Source organism: Streptomyces sp. NPDC038707 (genome assembly GCF_040636485.1).
Classification (GTDB): domain Bacteria; phylum Actinomycetota; class Actinomycetes; order Streptomycetales; family Streptomycetaceae; genus Streptomyces.
Map to the genome: position 1 here is coordinate 170,594 of NZ_JBEZUP010000012.1, position 16,975 is coordinate 187,568.

Consider the following 16,975-nt stretch of genomic DNA (forward strand, 5'->3'; position numbering starts at 1 on the left):
CCGGCCGTCCGGTTCGGGTGGGGCGCGGCTCGGGGCAGGCGTGGGTGAACGGGTTCGCCGTGCTCGCCGCCGGGGCGCCGCTGATCTTCGCGGCCGGTCTCGCCGCCGGACGCCTGTCGGCCCGCCGGGCCGCCCGGTCCGGCACGGACCCCGGTACCCCCGTGGAACGCGCCACCTTCCGCACCCTGCACACCGCCTCCGTGGCCGCGCCCCCGCTGCGCGCCGGACTCACCCCGGACGCGGCCCGCAAGGCGGTCCGCGGGCTGCGGCCGCTGTTCGGCACGGCGGCGCTCGGGCTCACCGCCGACGACCGGCTGCTGGCCTGGGAAGGTCCGGGCCGGCACCACGCGGACGCGGCGCTGGAACGGGTCCGCCAGGTCCTGGACACCGGCCGCGCGCAGACCTTCGCCGTCGCCTGCCCGGACCCGGACTGCCCGGTGCGCTGGGGTGCCGCCGCACCGCTCACCGTCGACCGGCGCGTGCCCGGCGCCCTCGTCGTGCTCGGCACGGGGGAGCCGGGATCCGGGGCGCGGGCCACCGAGGAAGTGGCCCGCTGGGTCTCCGTGCAACTGGAACTCGCCGACCTCGACCGGACCCGCACCGGGCTGATCGAGGCGGAGATCCGCGCGCTGCGGGCGCAGATCTCCCCGCACTTCGTCTACAACTCCCTGGCGGCGATCGCGTCCTTCGTCCGCACCGACCCCGAGCGGGCCCGCGAGCTGCTGCTGGAGTTCGCCGACTTCGCCCGCTACTCCTTCCGCCGCCACGGCGCGTTCACCACCCTGGCCGAGGAACTGCGCGCCGTGGAGCAGTTCCTGGAGCTGGTCCGCGCCCGGTTCGGGCCGCGCCTGGAGGTCACCCTGCGGATCGCCCCCGAGGTGCTGCCGGTGGCCGTTCCCTTCCTGTGCCTCCAGCCCCTGGTGGAGAACGCGGTCAAGCACGGGCTGGAGGAGAGCGCCGGACGCGGCCGTATCACGATCACCGCGCGGGACGAGGGGGCGACGGCCCGGATCGTCGTCGAGGACAACGGCGTCGGCATGGAACCGGACCGGCTGCGCCGGATCCTGCGCGGCGAGGACGGCCCGACGGCGGGCATCGGGTTGCGCAACGTGGACGAGCGGCTGCGCCAGGTCTACGGCGACGAACACGGTCTGGTGATCGAGACCGGCGTCGGTGCCGGGATGAAGGTCACCCTCCGCGTCCCCAAGTACCGGCCCGGAGTGCACAGCGTGCCCGCGAACGCCGAACCCCCGGACACCGAGGTGCCGGGGGCCGGGAATTAGGGGGGATCGGGGTGACCGGGGCGGCTGCGGCCGTGGGGCCGGCGGACTACGACGCCCCGGCCGCCGGCGTCCGCCTGCGCTGCCGCCGCGCCGCCATCACCGCGTACACGATGATCCCGACGAAGAGGAACAGCACGCCCTGGTACACCGCCGCGTAGCCGGCGCCCGCCATCAGCCAGACGGAGAACGCCGCGGCCACCGCGGTGATCACGGAGTCCCGCACCAGCCGCCCCCGGTCGACCGCCTCCGGCCGCCCGGCCACGAGGTGGAAGATCTGCGCGGCGGTGGCCAGCAGATACGGGACGGTCGCGGTGAACGTGGTGACCAGGACCAGGACGTCGAAGACCTTGCCCGAGCCGGAGAAGTAGTTATAGACGGTGAGCAGCGAGGCGAGGACGACGGTCACGCCGACGCCGACCGTGGGCACGCCCCGCCGGCGGCGGGTGAAGGCGCTCGGGAACAGTCCGTCGCGCGCCGCCGCGTACGGCGTCTGGGCGCTGAGCAGGGTCCAGCCGTTGAGGCAGCCGGTCATCGACACGAGCGCGGCGAGCGCCACCGCCGTGCCGCCCCAGCTCCCCCCGAACATCGTGTTCACGGCGTCCGAGAACGGCGCGGTGGAGGTGAGCAGCCGCTCGTGCGTGACCGTGCCGAACACCGACACCGTGCCCAGCAGGTACACCAGCGCCGCGCCCGCGGTGCCGATGACGGTGGCCCGGCCCACGTTGCGGCGGGCGTCCTTGACGTCGCCCGCGCTGACGGCGGCGGACTCCACCCCGAGGTAGGAGAAGAGCAGCAGGGCGGCGGAGGCGGACACCGCGCCGACCGCGCCGTGCCCGCCGGCGTCGAACGGGCCGAGCCGGTCCGGGTCGAAGAAGAACAGTCCGCCGACCGCGACCAGCAGCAGCGGGACGAACTTCAGCACGGTGGACACGAGCTGGACGGCGCCGACGTACCGGGTGCCGGCGAAGTTGGCGAGGGCGGGCAGCCACTGGAGGGCGAGCGCGGCCAGGCAGGCGGTCCAGCGGTGGCCGTTGACCGGGATCAGCACGTCCAGGTAGCCGACGGCGGCGACGGCGAGCGCCGCGTTCGACACCCAGGTGGTGATCCAGTACGACCAGGCCGCCAGGAAGCCGGCGAAGTCACCGAACGCCTCACGGGCGTAGACGTAGGGGCCACCGGTACGCGGGTCCCGGGCGGCCAGCCGGCCGAAGACGAGGGCGAGCGCGATGGCGCCGACGGTCAGCACGCCGAAGGCGACCAGGCTGACCGTGCCGTACGGGGCGATGGAGGCGGGCAGCAGGAAGATGCCGCCGCCGATGATGTTGCCCATGACCAGCGCGGTGGCGACGGGCAGGCCGAACCGGCGGACATGCCTGCCGGTGTCGCCGTGCGGGTCCTCGACGGGCACCGCGGGGGTCGCCGCGGGGGCCGGAGCCGACCTGGTGACGGTTCCGGTGTCGTGCATGGGTGGTGCGCCTCTCATGGAACGGACGTTCCCGGGATCACCGGGACGGGTTCCATGGTCGGGGATGCGCCGATCTGGCTCAAAATCGCCGTTTTTTGTTCCGTGCGAGCCGTCCGATCATGGAAAAAAGGTTGCGGCACGGACCCGTGGCCGTGAGATGTCCGGCGCCGTACGCGGTCAGTCCGCCGCCCACGGCTCCCGTACGCGCACCGGGCGCCGGGGCGTCGACATCTGTGCCCGGCCGCCCCCTTGACGCCGTACCGAGCCGGATCGACACTCCAGGGGAGGGAATCCTAGTGAACAGGTAGGAAAACATGACGCGCCTCGCACCGGGCACCGGCCGTACGGTCCGGACCCCGTGGCGCGCGCCCCTGCTCACCTCCCGCCGTCACATCGACCTCCAGCGTGTCTGCAGCGCGATCAGCCGCCACCGCTGAACCGGGCCCCCCGGCCCCCGCCGGCCGGCCGACATCCGCGCCGGAGCGCCCGTCCGCACGCCCACCACCCGGGGAGACGCATGTCCATCACTCCGCTCGCCGCCGTCCCGCACGCCCACCGCACCGCCCCGCTCTTCCGGGGCCGGATCGGCCGGGACGCGCGCAGCGGCCACTACGCCGTGCCGCACCGCTACCGGCTCCACCTGTCCACCGCCTGCCCCGACGGGCTGCGCCTCGCCGTCGGCCACAGCCTCCTCGGCCTGGACGCCCCCTGTCCGGTCACCCTCCTGCCCGCCGTCCCGGACTGTCCCGACGGCGGCCACACCGCGCTGCGCCCGCTGTACGAGGCCAGCTCCCACCACTACACCGGCCCGGCCCTCGCCCCCGTCCTCAGCGACGACTGGTCCGGACGCATCGTCAGCACCCACACCCCCGACATCCTGCGCGACCTGGACCGGTTCCGCCCGGAGGACCGCACCCGGCTGTACCCGGCGGGCCTGGAGTCCGTGATCGAGGCGGTGGAGCGGATGTGTGCCGAGGGCATCGAGGAGGCCGCCCAGCGCGCCGGCCGGGCGGACGCCCCGCCGCGGGAGCGGGCCGCCGCGCTCGACACCCTGCTGGACACCCTGGCCCGGCTGGAGCGCCGGCTGAGCGGGGAGGAGTACCTGGCCGACGGCCGGCTCACCGCCGCCGACATCGAGCTGTGGGTGTCCCTGGTGCAGCTCGACACCGTCCACCGCTGCCACCTCGACGCCTCCGCCGTGCACCGCCTGGCCGGGCATCACGCGCTGTGGGCCTACGCCCGTCGGCTGGCCGCCCACCCCGCGTTCGGCCGCCATCTCGACCTCGACGGCACCGCCCGCCGCCACCACGGCCGCTGCCAGGGCCTGGAGGCCGCCGGAGCCGCCGTCCAGATCCTGGACTGGGCGAGTCACGCCGGGCACACCCCGGACGCCTGCCGCAGGTGAGAGCGGTCCGCCAGGGTCCAGTGGGCGGACGGGCGTTGACATTCGAACGGGCAACTGCCTTACTTACGGCTCAGAACGGTCATGAGCGTCAGCGCCAAGCCCTGGCTCGCTGACCGGCAACCCTCGCACCGCGGTGGGGTGCCCCAGGTGACGACCGGACCGGACGACGCATTCGGTAAGCGCGAGGCCCCCCGGGGCCACGACAGTGACAGGTGACGCCATGTACGCAGCTTCCAGGACGGCCCCGAGCCGCCCCCAGGGCCGCGTACCGTCGTCCGCCGGGCTCCTGGTCGCCGACCGTGCCGTCGATCTGCTCCGGGTGAACAGCGCGCTGTGTACCGCGCCGGGCCTCGCCCGCCGCCAGGGCTGACCTCTCCGTACCGCCCTCGCGTTCCCGCCGCGCACCCGCTCGTCCGGTGTGCCGCCGTCCGCCCACCCCCGGCTCCCGCCGGCCCGCGTGCCGCCCCGTGCCCCAGTGCCGTCGCGGCCCGCGTCCGCCCGGCCGCGGCCCGGGGGGACCGACCTCGCCGGAGCCCCTCATGAGTGAACCCCCAGGCGCCGCCGTCTCCCTCGCCGAGGCGCCGACCGCGACCGACACCCCGTCAAGACCGCTGACCGCACAGCGGGTCAGGCCGCTGCGCCGGCCCGGGCGGTGGATCGTCACCGCCGTCGTCCTCGTCCTCGTCGCGCAGATCCTGCACGGACTGGCCACGAACCCCTTCTACCAATGGGACCGGTTCCGCTACTGGTTCCTGCGCCCCTCCGTCCTCGACGGACTCCTCGTCACCCTCGAGGTCGCCGCGCTCAGCGCCGTACTGGGCCTGGCCGGCGGCATCCTGCTCGCCCTCGGCCGGCTCTCCGGAAGTCCGGTGCTGCGTGCGGTGAGCTGGACCTACACCTGGCTGTTCCGGTCCGTGCCGCTGATCGTGGTGCTGATCTTCCTGTACAACTTCAGTGCCCTGTACAAGACCCTGAGCCTCGGGGTGCCGTTCGGCCCGGCCTTCGTCACCTTCGACGAGTCCCGGCTGGCCACCGACCTGACCATCGCCGTCGTCGGCCTCAGCCTCAACGAGGCGGCGTACGCGGCCGAGGTGGTCCGCGGCGGCATCCTCGCCGTCGACCAGGGCCAGCACGAGGCCGCCGCCGCGCTCGGCCTGCCCCGCGGCTACCGGTTCCGCCGGATCGTCTTCCCGCAGGCTCTCAGGTCCATCACCCCGAACTACGTCAACCAGCTGATCGGGCTGATCAAGAGCACCTCCCTGGTGTTCTACGTGTCCCTGCTCGACCTGTTCGGCACGGTGCAGTCGACGGGCAACACCTACCCCGGCGACGTGGTGCCGCTGCTGATGGTCGCCACCGTCTGGTACCTGATCCTGACCAGCGCCGTCTCCGTCGCCCAGTTCTACGCCGAGCGGCACTACGCCCGGGGCGCCACCCGCACCCTGCCGCCGACCCCGTTCCGGCGCACCCGCGACCGGCTCGCCGGACTGCGGGACCGCCTTCGCAGGGAGGCCGCCGTATGACCACCGCACCGACCCTGCGGAAGGCCGCGCCCGTCGCACTCGAAGTGCACGGCGTGCACAAGTGGTACGGCGCCCACCGGGTGCTCGACGGGATCGACCTGACCGTCCGCCCCGGCGAGGTCACGGCCGTCATCGGCCCCTCCGGCTCCGGCAAGTCCACGCTGCTCCGGGTGATCAACCACCTGGAGAAGCCCGACATCGGCCACGTCAGCGTGGGCGGCGAACTGATCGGCGTCAAGCGGCACGGCAAGGGGCTGAAGGAACTCGGCGAACGCGCCCTGCTCGCCCAGCGGAGCCGGATCGGCTTCGTCTTCCAGAACTTCAACCTCTTCCCGCACCTGACCGTCCTCGACAACGTGGCCGCCGCGCCCGCCGCCACCGGCCGGCTGACCCGGCCCGCGGCCCGGGACCTCGCCCGCGAACTGCTCGTCCGCGTCGGCCTCGGCGACAAGTGCGACGCCTACCCACGGCAGTTGTCCGGCGGCCAGCAGCAGCGGGTGGCCATCGCCCGGGCCCTCGCCCTGCGGCCCGGCATCATCCTCTTCGACGAGCCCACCTCGGCGCTCGATCCCGAACTGGTCGGCGAGGTGCTGTCCGTCATCAAGGACCTGGCGTCCGGCGGTACCACCCTCGTCATCGTCACCCACGAGATCGGCTTCGCCCGCGAGGTGGCCGACCGGGTCGTCTTCCTCGACGCCGGCCGGATCGTCGAACAGGGCCCGCCGGCCCAGGTCCTGGACCACCCGCGGCACGAACGGACCCGCGACTTCCTCGGCAAGGTCCTGTGACCCACCGACCGTCCCACGCTCTCCCGCCCACCCGAACGACAAGGACAGCCATGCCCAGCCAGTTCACCCGACGCGGACTGATACGCGGCCTCACCGCGGCGACCGCCACCCTCTCCCTCGCCGGCGGGCTCACCGCCTGCGGGGCGGACAGCGACGCCGCCACCACCGGCGCCCCGGCCGGCACGGTGACCGTGGGGCAACTGTCCAACGGAGCCGCCGAACCGGTCGAGCTGAAGGTCTCCGAGGTGAAGTCCATCAGCGCCGAACTGCCCGCCTCCGTCCGCAAGAGCGGCAGGCTCGTCATCGGCGTCGGCGCCCTGCCCTCCGGATCCGCGCCGCTGAACTTCGTGGGCAGCGACCAGAAGACCCTCACCGGCTCCGAACCCGACCTCGGCCGGCTGGTCGCCGCGGTGCTCGGCCTGAAGCCCGAACTGCGCAACTCCACCTGGGAGAACCTCTTCGTCGGCATCGACAGCGGCAAGAACGACGTCGCCTTCTCCAACGTCACCGTCACCGAGGAACGCAAGAAGAAGTACGAGTTCGCCTCCTACCGCAAGGACGACCTGGCCTTCGAGGTCCTCAAGAAGAGCACCTGGAACTTCGACGGCGACTACCGCAATCTCGCCGGCAAGACGGTCACCGTGGGCGCCGGCACCAACCAGGAGAAGATCCTCCTGGAGTGGAAGGACAGACTGGCCAAGGAGGGCAAGCAGCTCACCGTCAAGTACTTCCCGGACCAGAACGCCATCAACCTGGCGCTGCGCAGCGGCAAGGTCGACGCCTACCTCGGCCCCAACCCCGCCGTCGCCTACCGCACCCGGCAGACCGCGCACACCCCCGACCCGACCCGCAACGCCGGCACCTTCTCCGGCGCCGGCGAGACGGTCCAGGGCCTGATCGCCGCCACCGCCAGGAAGGACAGCGGGCTGGCCAAGCCGCTCGCCGACGCCATCGACCACCTGATCGAGCACGGGCAGTACGCCAAGTGGCTCGCCGCCTACAACCTGTCCAGCGAGGCCGTCCCCAAGGCCGAGATAAACCCGCCCGGTCTGCCCCTGGACAACTCCTGAGCCCGGCCCGGGAACAACCCGCGGCGGCGGGGCGTTGCCCGTCATGACGGGATCCACCCGGCGGACGCCGAAGCGGCCCGCCGTGTCCGACGGAGGGAGGTGACAGCCGTGACCCGAGCGTCCGGCCAGACCCGCCCGCCGCGCCCGTACCGCTCCGTCCGGCTGCACTCCCGGCCGCACATCGACCTCCAGCGCGTGTCCGCCGCGCTCTGTCGCCCCTGATCCCTGCCCGGCCCCCGGCCCGGCAACTTCTCCCGCTTCCCCTCCCGCGCGCCCGCCGCGTGCACCGTGGCCCCGCCCGGCCGCGCCGCTCACCGACGTACGGACATCAAGGAAGGCACTGACGTGTCGCCGACTCCCTCCGCACACCTGCACCTCGCCGTCGCCCTGGACGGCACCGGCTGGCATCCCGCGTCCTGGCGCGAGCCGGCCGCCCGCCCCCGGGACCTGTTCACCGCCGGCTACTGGGCCGACCAGATCACCGAGGCCGAACGCGGCCTGCTCGACTTCGTCACCATCGAGGACGGCCTCGGCCCGCAGTCCTCCCGGCGCCTGGAGCCCGACGAGCGCACCGACCAGGTCCGCGGCCGGCTCGACGCGGTCCTCATCGCCTCCCGCGTCGCCCCCCTCACCCGGCACATAGGCCTGGTCCCGACGGTGGTGGCCACCCACACCGAGCCGTTCCACATCTCCAAGGCCATCGCCACCCTCGACTACGTCAGCACCGGACGCGCGGGCCTGCGCGTGAAGGTCACCGCCCGGCCCGACGAGGCCGTCCACTTCGGCCGCCGTACCATCCGCCGGATCGACTCCTTCGACGACCACACCGCGCGGGAACTGCTCACCGAACTGTTCGACGAGGCCGCCGACCACGTGGAGGTCGTCCGCCGTCTCTGGGACAGCTGGGAGGACGACGCCGAGATCCGGGACGCGGCGACCGGCCGCTTCATCGACCGGGACAAGCTGCACTACATCGACTTCGAGGGCCGCTTCTTCAGCGTCAAGGGTCCCTCCATCACCCCCCGCCCGCCGCAGGGCCAGCCCCTGGTCACCGCCCTCGCCCATCAGACGGTCCCGTACCGGCTGGTGGCCCGCCAGGCCGACATCGGCTACGTCACCCCGCACGACACGGACCAGGCCCGCGCCATCGTCGCCGAGATCCGCGCCGAGCAGCAGGCGGCCGGCCGCGCCGGAGAGCCGCTGCACGTCTTCGGTGACCTCGTCGTCCTCCTCGACGACAGCGAGGCGGCGGCCCGGGCCCGCCTGGACCGGCTCGACACCCTCGCGGGCGAGCCGTACCGCAGCGACACCCGCGTCTTCACCGGAACGGCCCAGCAACTCGCCGACTTGCTGGAGGAGTTGGCGACCGGCGGGCTGACCGGCTTCCGACTGCGGCCCGCCGTCACCGGCCACGACCTGCCCCGGATCACCCGGGACCTGGTGCCCGAACTCCAGCGCCGCCACCGCTTCCGCGCGGCCTACGAGGCCACCACCCTGCGCGGCCACCTCGGCCTCGCCCGCCCCGCCAACCGCTACGCCACCGCCGCCGCCTGAGCCGGGAGGATTCGCCCCACCATGAGCAAGCCGCTGAAGCAGATCCACCTGGCCGCCCACTTCCCCGGCGTCAACAACACCACCGTCTGGAGCGACCCGGCCGCCGGCAGCCACATCGAGTTCAGCTCCTTCGCGCACTTCGCCCGGACCGCCGAACGCGCCAAGTTCGACTTCCTGTTCCTCGCCGAGGGCCTGCGGCTGCGCGAACAGGGCGGCAGGATCTACGACCTGGACGTGGTCGGCCGCCCCGACACCTTCACCGTGCTCGCCGCGCTGGCCGCCGTCACCGACCGGCTCGGCCTGACCGGCACCATCAACTCCACGTTCAACGAGCCGTACGAGGTGGCCCGCCAGTTCGCCAGCCTCGACCACCTCTCCGACGGCCGGTCCGCGTGGAACGTCGTCACCTCCTGGGACGCCTTCACCGGCGAGAACTTCCGGCGCGGCGGCTTCCTGCCGCAGGAGGAGCGCTACTCCCGCGCCAAGGAGTTCCTCGCCACCGCGCACGAGCTGTTCGACTCCTGGCACGGCGACGAGATCCTCGCCGACCAGGCCACCGGCACCTTCCTGCGTGACGCCCGGGCCGGCGCGTTCGTGCACCAGGGACAGCACTTCGACATCCAGGGCCGGTTCAACGTCCCGCGCTCCCCGCAGGGCCGCCCCGTCATCTTCCAGGCCGGCGACTCCGACGAGGGCCGCGAGTTCGCCGCCGCAGACGCGGACGCGATCTTCAGCCGGTACTCCACCCTGAAGGAGGGCCAGGCCTTCTACACGGACGTCAAGTCCCGCCTCGCCAAGTACGGCCGCCGCCCCGAGGACCTGCTCATCCTGCCCGCCGCGACCTTCGTGCTCGGCGACACCGACGAGGAGGCCGCCGAACTCGCCCACGAGGTCCGCCGGCAGCAGGTCAGCGGCGCCACCGCGATCAAGCACCTGGAATTCGTGTGGAACCGGGACCTGTCGGCGTACGACCCCGAGGGCCCGCTGCCCGACGTGGACCCGGTAGTCGCCGAGGAGCACATCTCCCGGGGCCGCGCCCAGGTGCGGATGTACCGCGACCCGGTCGCCATCGCCCGTGAATGGCGCGAGCTCGCCGAGGCCAACAAGTGGTCCATCCGCGACCTGGTCATCAACACCGGCAACCGGCAGACCTTCATCGGCTCGCCCGCCACCGTCGCCCGTACCATCAACGAGTTCGTGCAGGCCGACGCCTCCGACGGGTTCATCCTCGTCCCGCACATCACCCCCGGCGGGCTCGACCCGTTCGCCGACCGGGTGGTCCCCCTCCTCCAGGAACAGGGCGTCTTCCGCGCCGACTACGAGGGCACGACCCTGCGCGACCACCTCGGCCTCGCCCACCCCGACACCGGCCGCCGCACCGGCGCCCCCGCCGAACGGGCCGCGTCGTGAAGTTCCTCGCCGTCACCCTCATCGTGCACCGGCCGGACCCCGTCACCGGCCGGCTCACACCGACGCACGAGCGGTTCCGCGAGGTGCTGGACAACGCGATCCTGGCGGAGGAACTGGGCTTCGACGGGTTCGGCGTGGGGGAGCGGCACGAACGGCCGTTCCTCTCCTCCGCGCCGACGGTGGTGCTCGCCCACATCGCCGCGCTCACCCGCCGCATCCGGCTGTTCACGGCCGTCACCACGCTCAGCCTGCTCGACCCGGTCCGGGCGTACGAGGACTACGCCACCCTGGACCACCTGTCCGACGGCCGGCTGGACCTGATCATCGGCAAGGGCAACGGCACCGCCCAGCGCGAGCTGTTCCAGGTCACCCCCGAGGACCAGTGGGCCCGCAACGCCGAGAGCTACGCGGTGTTCCGGCGGCTGTGGCGCGAGGACAAGGTGAGCGCCGACACCCGGTTCCGGCCGCCGCTGAAGGACGCCGAGGTATGGCCGCGGCCGTACCAGCGGCCGGTGCGGGTCTGGCACGGCAGCGCCACCAGCGAGGAGTCCGTGGACCTCGCCGCGCGCTACGGCGACCCGCTGTTCTCGGCGAACGTCACCCACCCCATCGAGCCGTACGCCGCGCTGATCCGCCACTACCGGGAACGCTGGGAGCACTACGGCCACGACCCGGCGGACCTCGCGGTGGGCGCCGGCACGGCCGGGCTGTACGTCGCCCGCACCACGCAGGAGGCGCTGACCGCGTACCGCCCGGTCTTCGAGGCCGGCCTCGCCTTCCAGCGGGCGGCCGGCCTGCCCGTGGTCTTCGAGACCCTGGAGGACTTCGCCGCCCGCAGCTCGGCCCTGATCGGCAGCCCCGAGCAGGTGATCGACAAGGTGCACCGCTACCACGAGCAGTTCGGGCACACCGTGCTGCACGTGGCAGCGGACGCGAACGGGCTGACCCCCGCGCAGCACCGCGACTCCCTCGAACTGTTCCAGTCCGAGGTCGCCCCGGTCCTGCGCCGGACCGTCCCCGACCCTCCGTTCCCCTGGGGCCCGGCCGTCCCCGCCCCGGCGCCCGAGCCGGCCCCCGTGCCGGCCGGCAGCTGAGCCACCCAGGTCCGCACGCGCGCACATCCGTACCTTCGTACCGAGGAGATGGACATGACCACCGTCACCGATCCCGGCACCCACCTCGTCATCCACCGGGCCGGCCCGCGCATCGGCGCGGAAGTGACCGGCGTCGACCTGACCCGCCCCGTCGACCCGGGCACCGCCGACGCACTGAGGAGGGCCTTCCGCGACCACAAGGTGCTGGTCTTCCGCGGCCAGCACCTGTCACCCGAGCAACACGTCGAGGCGGTACGGCTGTTCGCCGAGCCGTTCGACCACCCCACCGCCGCGCGCCACCCCGACCACCCGCTGGTCTACCCCTACAACGTGCGGCACACCGGCAAGGCCAGCACCTGGCACATCGGCGGCCTGTGGCGCACCCCGGCCTTCGCCATCGAGTCGCTGACCTACGACGAGGTGCCCGAACTCGGCGGCCACACCCTCTGGGCCGACCTCCAGGCGGCCTACGACGATCTGTCCGAGCCCTTCAAGACCCTGCTCGCCGGTGTCGGCGCGGTCTACGACGGCAACCCGGAGAACTACGCGCAGGGCAGCCGCAAGACGCCCCTCGGCGAGACCGTCACCGAGCACCCGGTCGTCCTCGAACACCCCCTCACCGGACGCAAGGGACTCTTCCTCAGCTCCTCCGCGCTCCGGCTCACCGGCGTCACCGAGGCGGAGGGCCGCGCCCTGCTCGACCACCTCCTGCGGCACGCCGCCTCGCCGGACTACACGATCCGCTTCGGCTGGCGCCCCGGCGACTTCGTGCTCTGGGACAACCAGGCCACCTGGCACTACGCCGTCGACGACTACGGCGACGGCGCGCGCGTCTACCGCAAGGTCATCGGCGTGGAACCGCTGCGCACCGCGTCCTGAGCGGGTACGGCACGGCCCGGGCGCGGACGGCACCTCCCGGTGGGCGAACGACGTCCGCGCCCGTTTCCCCCGGCTACACCCGGTCGACGAGCCTCGCCAGGGCCGTGGCCAGGCGGTCCAGGCCCGGGCCGGCCGGCCCGCCCGGCTCCTTCATGTACGTGTCGCGGCGGATCTCCACCATCAGGGCGCTGACCCGGGCGTCGGTGCCGTAGAACTCCAGCGGTACGTACGTCCCGGCGAACGGGCTGTCCAGTCCCGTCTCCCCCTGGCCGGCGAACGCCTCGCGGGCGGCCCCGGTCAGGGCGGGCGGGGTGTGGAAGGCGTCCGTGCCCAGGCACACCGGCGGGCGCGGGCCGGCGCCGTGCAGTTCGTAGGGGAGCGGCTCGGTGGGGTACGAGTGCACGTCGATGATCACGGCGCGCCCGGTCGCGGCCAGCCGGCCGGCCACCGCCTCGGTCATGGCCCGCGCGTACGGCCGGAAGTACCGGGCGAGCAGCGGCTCCGGGTCGGTGTCCGCGGGCCGCAGCCGAGCCCGGTGCGTGGTCCGCGTGTACACCGCGCCCATGCCGACGGCCGCCATCTCCTCCCGCTCGTCCGGGAACCGCTCCGGGTCCACCACCAGCCGTGACAGCCGGTTGACGAACCGCCAGGGCCGGACCCCGGCGAGCGCGGCGGCCCGCTCGGCGAGCTCGGCGGTGTGCGCGTCCGTGATGTGGTCCAGCTCCCGCTCCAGCCCGTCGTCGTCCAGCACGATCCCGGCGCGCACGTCGTCCGGTATCGCCCGCGCGGAGTGCGGCACGTGCAGCAGCACGGGGGATTCCGGGGCACCGGGCAGGAGGTCGAAGGAGGTCACGGGCCGCTCCAGGGGCGTAGTCGGTGGGTCGTGGGTGATCACGGTGTCACACGCCACTGACAACGGCCGCCGGCCCGTACGACCGCGCCCCGGCCGGGCGGTGCCGGCCGGGGCGCGGTCCTGCGGGGGTCGCGGGCGTCAGCTCAGGGACGCCAGGACCTCGTTCCAGGTGGCCGACGGGCGCATGACCGCGTCCGCCTTGGCCTTGTCGACCTGGTAGTAGCCGCCGATCTCGGCCGGCTCGCCCTGGACGGCGTTCAGTTCGTCCACGATCTTCTGCTCGTTCGCGGCCAGGGTCTCGGCGAGCGGTGCGAACGCCTTCGCGAGGCCGGCGTCGTCGGTCTGCTGCGCCAGCTCCTGCGCCCAGTACAGGGACAGGTAGAAGTGGCTGCCGCGGTTGTCGATGCCGCCCACCCGGCGGGTCGGGGACTTGTCCTCGTTGAGGAAGGTCGCCGTGGCCCGGTCCAGGGTGTCGGCGAGGACCTTGGCGCGGGTGTTGCCGGTGACCGCCGCGTACTGCTCGAAGGACGGCACCAGGGCGAAGAACTCGCCGAGCGAGTCCCAGCGCAGGTAGTTCTCCTTGACCAGCTGCTGGACGTGCTTGGGCGCGGAGCCGCCGGCGCCGGTCTCGAACAGGCCGCCGCCCGCCATCAGCGGGACGACCGACAGCATCTTGGCGCTGGTGCCCAGCTCCAGGATGGGGAAGAGGTCGGTCAGGTAGTCACGCAGCACGTTGCCGGTGACGGAGATGGTGTTCTCGCCGCGGCGGATGCGCTCCACCGACAGCTTGGTGGCCTCCACCGGGGACAGGATGCGGATGTCCAGGCCCTCGGTGTCGTGCTCCGGGAGGTACTGCTTGACCTTGGCGATCAGGTTGGCGTCGTGCGCGCGGTTCTCGTCCAGCCAGAACACCGCCGGGTCGCCGGTGGCGCGGGCGCGGGTGACGGCCAGCTTGACCCAGTCGCGGATCGGGGCGTCCTTGGTCTGGCAGGCGCGGAAGATGTCGCCCTGCGCGACCGGCTGCTCGACCAGGACGTTGCCGGCCTGGTCGACCAGGCGGACGGTGCCCGCGGCCGGGATCTCGAAGGTCTTGTCGTGGGAGCCGTACTCCTCGGCCTTCTGCGCCATCAGGCCGACGTTCGGGACCGAGCCCATGGTGGACGGGTCGTAGGCGCCGTTGGCCCGGCAGTCGTCGATGACGGCCTGGTAGACGCCGGCGTAGGAGGAGTCCGGGATGACGGCGAGGGCGTCGTGCTCCTGGCCGTCGGCGCCCCACATGTGGCCCGAGGTGCGGATCATCGCGGGCATCGAGGCGTCGATGATGACGTCCGAGGGCACGTGCAGGTTGGTGATGCCCTTGTCGGAGTCGACCATGGCCAGGGCCGGGCCCTCGGCGATCTCGGCGTCGAAGGAGGCCTTGATCTCGGCGCCCTCGGGCAGGTTCTCCAGGCCCTTGAGGATGCCGCCGAGGCCGTCGTTCGGGGTGAGGCCGGCCGCCTTGAGGGTCTCGCCGTACTTCGCGAACGTCTTCGGGAAGAACGCGCGCACCACGTGACCGAAGATGATCGGGTCGGAGACCTTCATCATCGTGGCCTTCAGGTGCACGGAGAACAGGACGCCGTCCTGCTTGGCGCGGGCGACCTGCGCGGCGAGGAACTCGTTCAGCGCGGCGACGCGCATGACGGAGGCGTCGACAACCTCGCCCTCGAGGACCGGTACGGAGTCCTTCAGGACGGTGGTGGTGCCGTCCTCGGCGGCCAGCTCGATACGCAGGGTGCCGGTCTCGGAGATCACCACGGACTTCTCGGTGGAGCGGAAGTCGTTCTCGCCCATGGTCGCCACGTCGGTCTTGGACTCGGGGGTCCAGGCGCCCATGCGGTGCGGGTGGGTCTTGGCGTAGTTCTTCACCGAGGCCGGGGCGCGGCGGTCGGAGTTGCCCTCGCGCAGGACCGGGTTGACGGCGGAGCCCTTGACCTTGTCGTAGCGGGCGCGGATCTCGCGCTCCTCGTCGGTCTTCGGGTCGTCCGGGTAGTCCGGCAGCGCGTAGCCCTTGCCCTGGAGCTCGGCGACGGCGGCCTTGAGCTGCGGGATGGACGCCGAGATGTTCGGCAGCTTGATGATGTTGGCCGCCGGGGTCTTGGCCAGCTCGCCCAGCTCGGTCAGCGCGTCCGGGATGCGCTGGTCCTCGTTCAGGTACTCCGGGAAGACGGCGATGATGCGCCCGGCCAGCGAGATGTCGCGGGTCTCCACGGGCACACCGGCCTGCGAGGCGTACGCCCGGATCACCGGCAGGAACGAATGCGTCGCCAGGGCCGGGGCCTCGTCTGTGTAGGTGTAGATGATGGTCGAGTCAGTCACCGGGTGCTCCGCTCCACGTCTGCAACATTGCTCGACATCAAGATATCTCGTGATCGGCGTCCGTTCGACAGGGGTCCGGGCCGGAAAACGCGTCGCCCGTCATCTCGCGCGCGATCCAGCGGCAGAGCACCTCCACCACGTACACGTGTTCGGCCCGGGTCAGCTCGCGGCCCTTGGGGATGCCGTGCCAGCGCTCCAGACAGCTCCGGCAGCAGGTCGCGGTGGCGTGCTGGGCCACGAAGACCGGGTGGCCGCGGTACGGGGTCTGTCTGCCGTCCTTGTGCGGGCGGGCCGGCGCCAGCCGCCGGGCGATCAGGTCGTAGGCGTGCCACCGCAGGGTCGCGGGCCCCTTCAGCCCGGCGGTCGCCCGGTCCCGCCCGCGCAGGTGGAACCGGTCCCGGAACGGCTGCCGCGCGAGCGCGTCCAGTCGCCGGTCGATCACACGGGGGTCGGGGACGGGAGAGGCCACGCCTTCCGAGCATACGACCACGGCCCCCACGGTGCTCGGTCCCGGCCCCGGCCCCGCTGCGGGGGCACCCCCTCCGGCTGCCGGCCCTCCCACGGCCCTCCCACCCAGGTCTCCCAAGACCCGCCCAGCCGGCCCCGCACTCCCTCCCGGGCCGGCTCCGTGCGCCTTCCGGTTCCGGCGGCCCCTTCGGCCTCCGGTCCCTGGCCCCTCCGGCCTTCCACCCTGTTCTCCCGGGACTCGCAGATCCGGCCCCTTCCCCCTTCCGGTTCGGCGTCCTGCGGTCCGGTCCCCTGAGGCCTTGCGGTCTGGCGCCTGCGGCCTGCCGGTTCGGGGCTCTGCGGTCGTGCGGCCTCGGCGCCCTGCGGGCCCCAGGTCTGGTTCCTGAGGCCGCGGTATCGGCCCCCCGTCGGTATTCCGGCCTGGCGCCCCTGCGGCTTCCTGGCCCGGCTCTCTCCGGCCTTCCGCCCCGGTCTCATCGGGCTTACCGGCCTGGGGCCCTGAAATTTCGCGGCCTCGGCGGCCTGCGGGCCCCGGGCTTGGTTTCTGAGGCTGTGGTGCCGGCTGCCTGTCGGCCTGCTGGCGTGGTGCCCCTGTGGGCTGCTGGGCTGGCTTTTTCCGGTCTTCCGGCCCGTCTCGCGAGGCCTTGTGGTCTGGTGCCTGCGGCTTTTCGGTTTGGGGCCCTGGGGTTTTGTGGGTTCGGCGGTCTGTGGGCCCTGGGGTCTGGTTTTTGAGGCTGTGGTGCCGGCTGCCTGTCGGCCTGCTGGCGTGGTGCCCCTGTGGGCTGCTGGGCTGGCTTTTTCCGGTCTTCCGGCCCGTCTCGCGAG

Annotated in this window: 16 protein-coding genes and 1 riboswitch; of the genes, 12 read left to right on the plus strand and 4 right to left on the minus strand. The window is 72.8% G+C overall.

The window, feature by feature from the left end:
* Positions 1–44 precede the first annotated feature (44 nt).
* Positions 45–1,283, plus strand: coding sequence for a histidine kinase (locus AB0E62_RS18915; RefSeq protein ID WP_362194610.1), 1,239 nt, complete (start codon positions 45–47; stop codon positions 1,281–1,283).
* Between the two features lie 46 nt (positions 1,284–1,329).
* Here the strand turns inward: AB0E62_RS18915 and AB0E62_RS18920 are convergent, their stop codons facing one another.
* Positions 1,330–2,748 (minus strand): amino acid permease, encoded by a 1,419-nt coding sequence (locus tag AB0E62_RS18920; protein WP_362194440.1) that lies wholly within the window; start codon positions 2,746–2,748, stop codon positions 1,330–1,332.
* Between the two features lie 314 nt (positions 2,749–3,062).
* Between AB0E62_RS18920 and AB0E62_RS18925 the strand changes: the two genes are divergently transcribed.
* The 11 genes from AB0E62_RS18925 to AB0E62_RS18975 all read left to right on the plus strand — a co-directional run bounded on the left by AB0E62_RS18925 (position 3,063) and on the right by AB0E62_RS18975 (position 12,471).
* Positions 3,063–3,185 (plus strand): putative leader peptide, encoded by a 123-nt coding sequence (locus AB0E62_RS18925; RefSeq protein ID WP_362194443.1) that lies wholly within the window; start codon positions 3,063–3,065, stop codon positions 3,183–3,185.
* 80 nt (positions 3,186–3,265) lie between these two features.
* Positions 3,266–4,153, plus strand: coding sequence for a glutathione S-transferase C-terminal domain-containing protein (locus AB0E62_RS18930; protein ID WP_362194446.1), 888 nt, complete (start codon positions 3,266–3,268; stop codon positions 4,151–4,153).
* A gap of 77 nt (positions 4,154–4,230) precedes the next feature.
* Positions 4,231–4,341: riboswitch (SAM riboswitch) on the plus strand.
* Positions 4,342–4,373: 32 nt separating this feature from the next.
* Positions 4,374–4,523 carry a hypothetical protein gene (locus tag AB0E62_RS18935; protein WP_362194449.1) on the plus strand — a complete coding sequence of 50 codons (150 nt, stop codon included), beginning with the start codon at positions 4,374–4,376 and terminating at the stop codon, positions 4,521–4,523.
* Positions 4,524–4,692: 169 nt separating this feature from the next.
* A complete protein-coding gene (locus AB0E62_RS18940) occupies positions 4,693–5,676 on the plus strand; it encodes an amino acid ABC transporter permease (RefSeq protein WP_362194452.1) in 984 nt (327 codons plus the stop codon).
* A complete protein-coding gene (locus tag AB0E62_RS18945) occupies positions 5,673–6,464 on the plus strand; it encodes an amino acid ABC transporter ATP-binding protein (protein ID WP_362194455.1) in 792 nt (263 codons plus the stop codon). The genes AB0E62_RS18940 and AB0E62_RS18945 overlap by 4 nt, the downstream gene beginning before the upstream one ends.
* A gap of 50 nt (positions 6,465–6,514) precedes the next feature.
* Complete coding sequence (locus AB0E62_RS18950) at positions 6,515–7,534, plus strand: transporter substrate-binding domain-containing protein (protein WP_362194458.1); 1,020 nt, start codon at positions 6,515–6,517, stop codon at positions 7,532–7,534.
* A gap of 108 nt (positions 7,535–7,642) precedes the next feature.
* On the plus strand, positions 7,643–7,756 hold the full coding sequence (locus AB0E62_RS18955; protein WP_362194461.1) for a putative leader peptide: 114 nt from the start codon (positions 7,643–7,645) through the stop codon (positions 7,754–7,756).
* A 123-nt stretch (positions 7,757–7,879) separates the two neighbouring features.
* Positions 7,880–9,088, plus strand: coding sequence for an LLM class flavin-dependent oxidoreductase (locus tag AB0E62_RS18960; RefSeq protein ID WP_362194464.1), 1,209 nt, complete (start codon positions 7,880–7,882; stop codon positions 9,086–9,088).
* 21 nt (positions 9,089–9,109) lie between these two features.
* The gene (locus AB0E62_RS18965) at positions 9,110–10,498 is read left to right on the plus strand and encodes an NtaA/DmoA family FMN-dependent monooxygenase (RefSeq protein ID WP_362194467.1); all 1,389 of its coding nucleotides are present in this window, start codon (positions 9,110–9,112) and stop codon (positions 10,496–10,498) included.
* The gene (locus tag AB0E62_RS18970; RefSeq protein ID WP_362194469.1) at positions 10,495–11,592 is read left to right on the plus strand and encodes an LLM class flavin-dependent oxidoreductase; all 1,098 of its coding nucleotides are present in this window, start codon (positions 10,495–10,497) and stop codon (positions 11,590–11,592) included. The genes AB0E62_RS18965 and AB0E62_RS18970 overlap by 4 nt, the downstream gene beginning before the upstream one ends.
* A gap of 54 nt (positions 11,593–11,646) precedes the next feature.
* On the plus strand, positions 11,647–12,471 hold the full coding sequence (locus tag AB0E62_RS18975) for a TauD/TfdA family dioxygenase (RefSeq protein WP_362194472.1): 825 nt from the start codon (positions 11,647–11,649) through the stop codon (positions 12,469–12,471).
* 73 nt (positions 12,472–12,544) lie between these two features.
* Here the strand turns inward: AB0E62_RS18975 and AB0E62_RS18980 are convergent, their stop codons facing one another.
* The 3 genes from AB0E62_RS18980 to AB0E62_RS18990 all read right to left on the minus strand — a co-directional run bounded on the left by AB0E62_RS18980 (position 12,545) and on the right by AB0E62_RS18990 (position 16,151).
* Positions 12,545–13,324 carry an N-formylglutamate amidohydrolase gene (locus tag AB0E62_RS18980; RefSeq protein ID WP_362194475.1) on the minus strand — a complete coding sequence of 260 codons (780 nt, stop codon included), beginning with the start codon at positions 13,322–13,324 and terminating at the stop codon, positions 12,545–12,547.
* A 138-nt stretch (positions 13,325–13,462) separates the two neighbouring features.
* The gene (locus AB0E62_RS18985; protein ID WP_362194478.1) at positions 13,463–15,682 is read right to left on the minus strand and encodes an NADP-dependent isocitrate dehydrogenase; all 2,220 of its coding nucleotides are present in this window, start codon (positions 15,680–15,682) and stop codon (positions 13,463–13,465) included.
* Positions 15,683–15,719: 37 nt separating this feature from the next.
* Positions 15,720–16,151, minus strand: a complete 432-nt coding sequence (locus AB0E62_RS18990) for a DUF4186 domain-containing protein (RefSeq protein WP_362194481.1) — start codon at positions 16,149–16,151, stop codon at positions 15,720–15,722.
* Between the last annotated feature and the right edge of the window lie 824 nt (positions 16,152–16,975).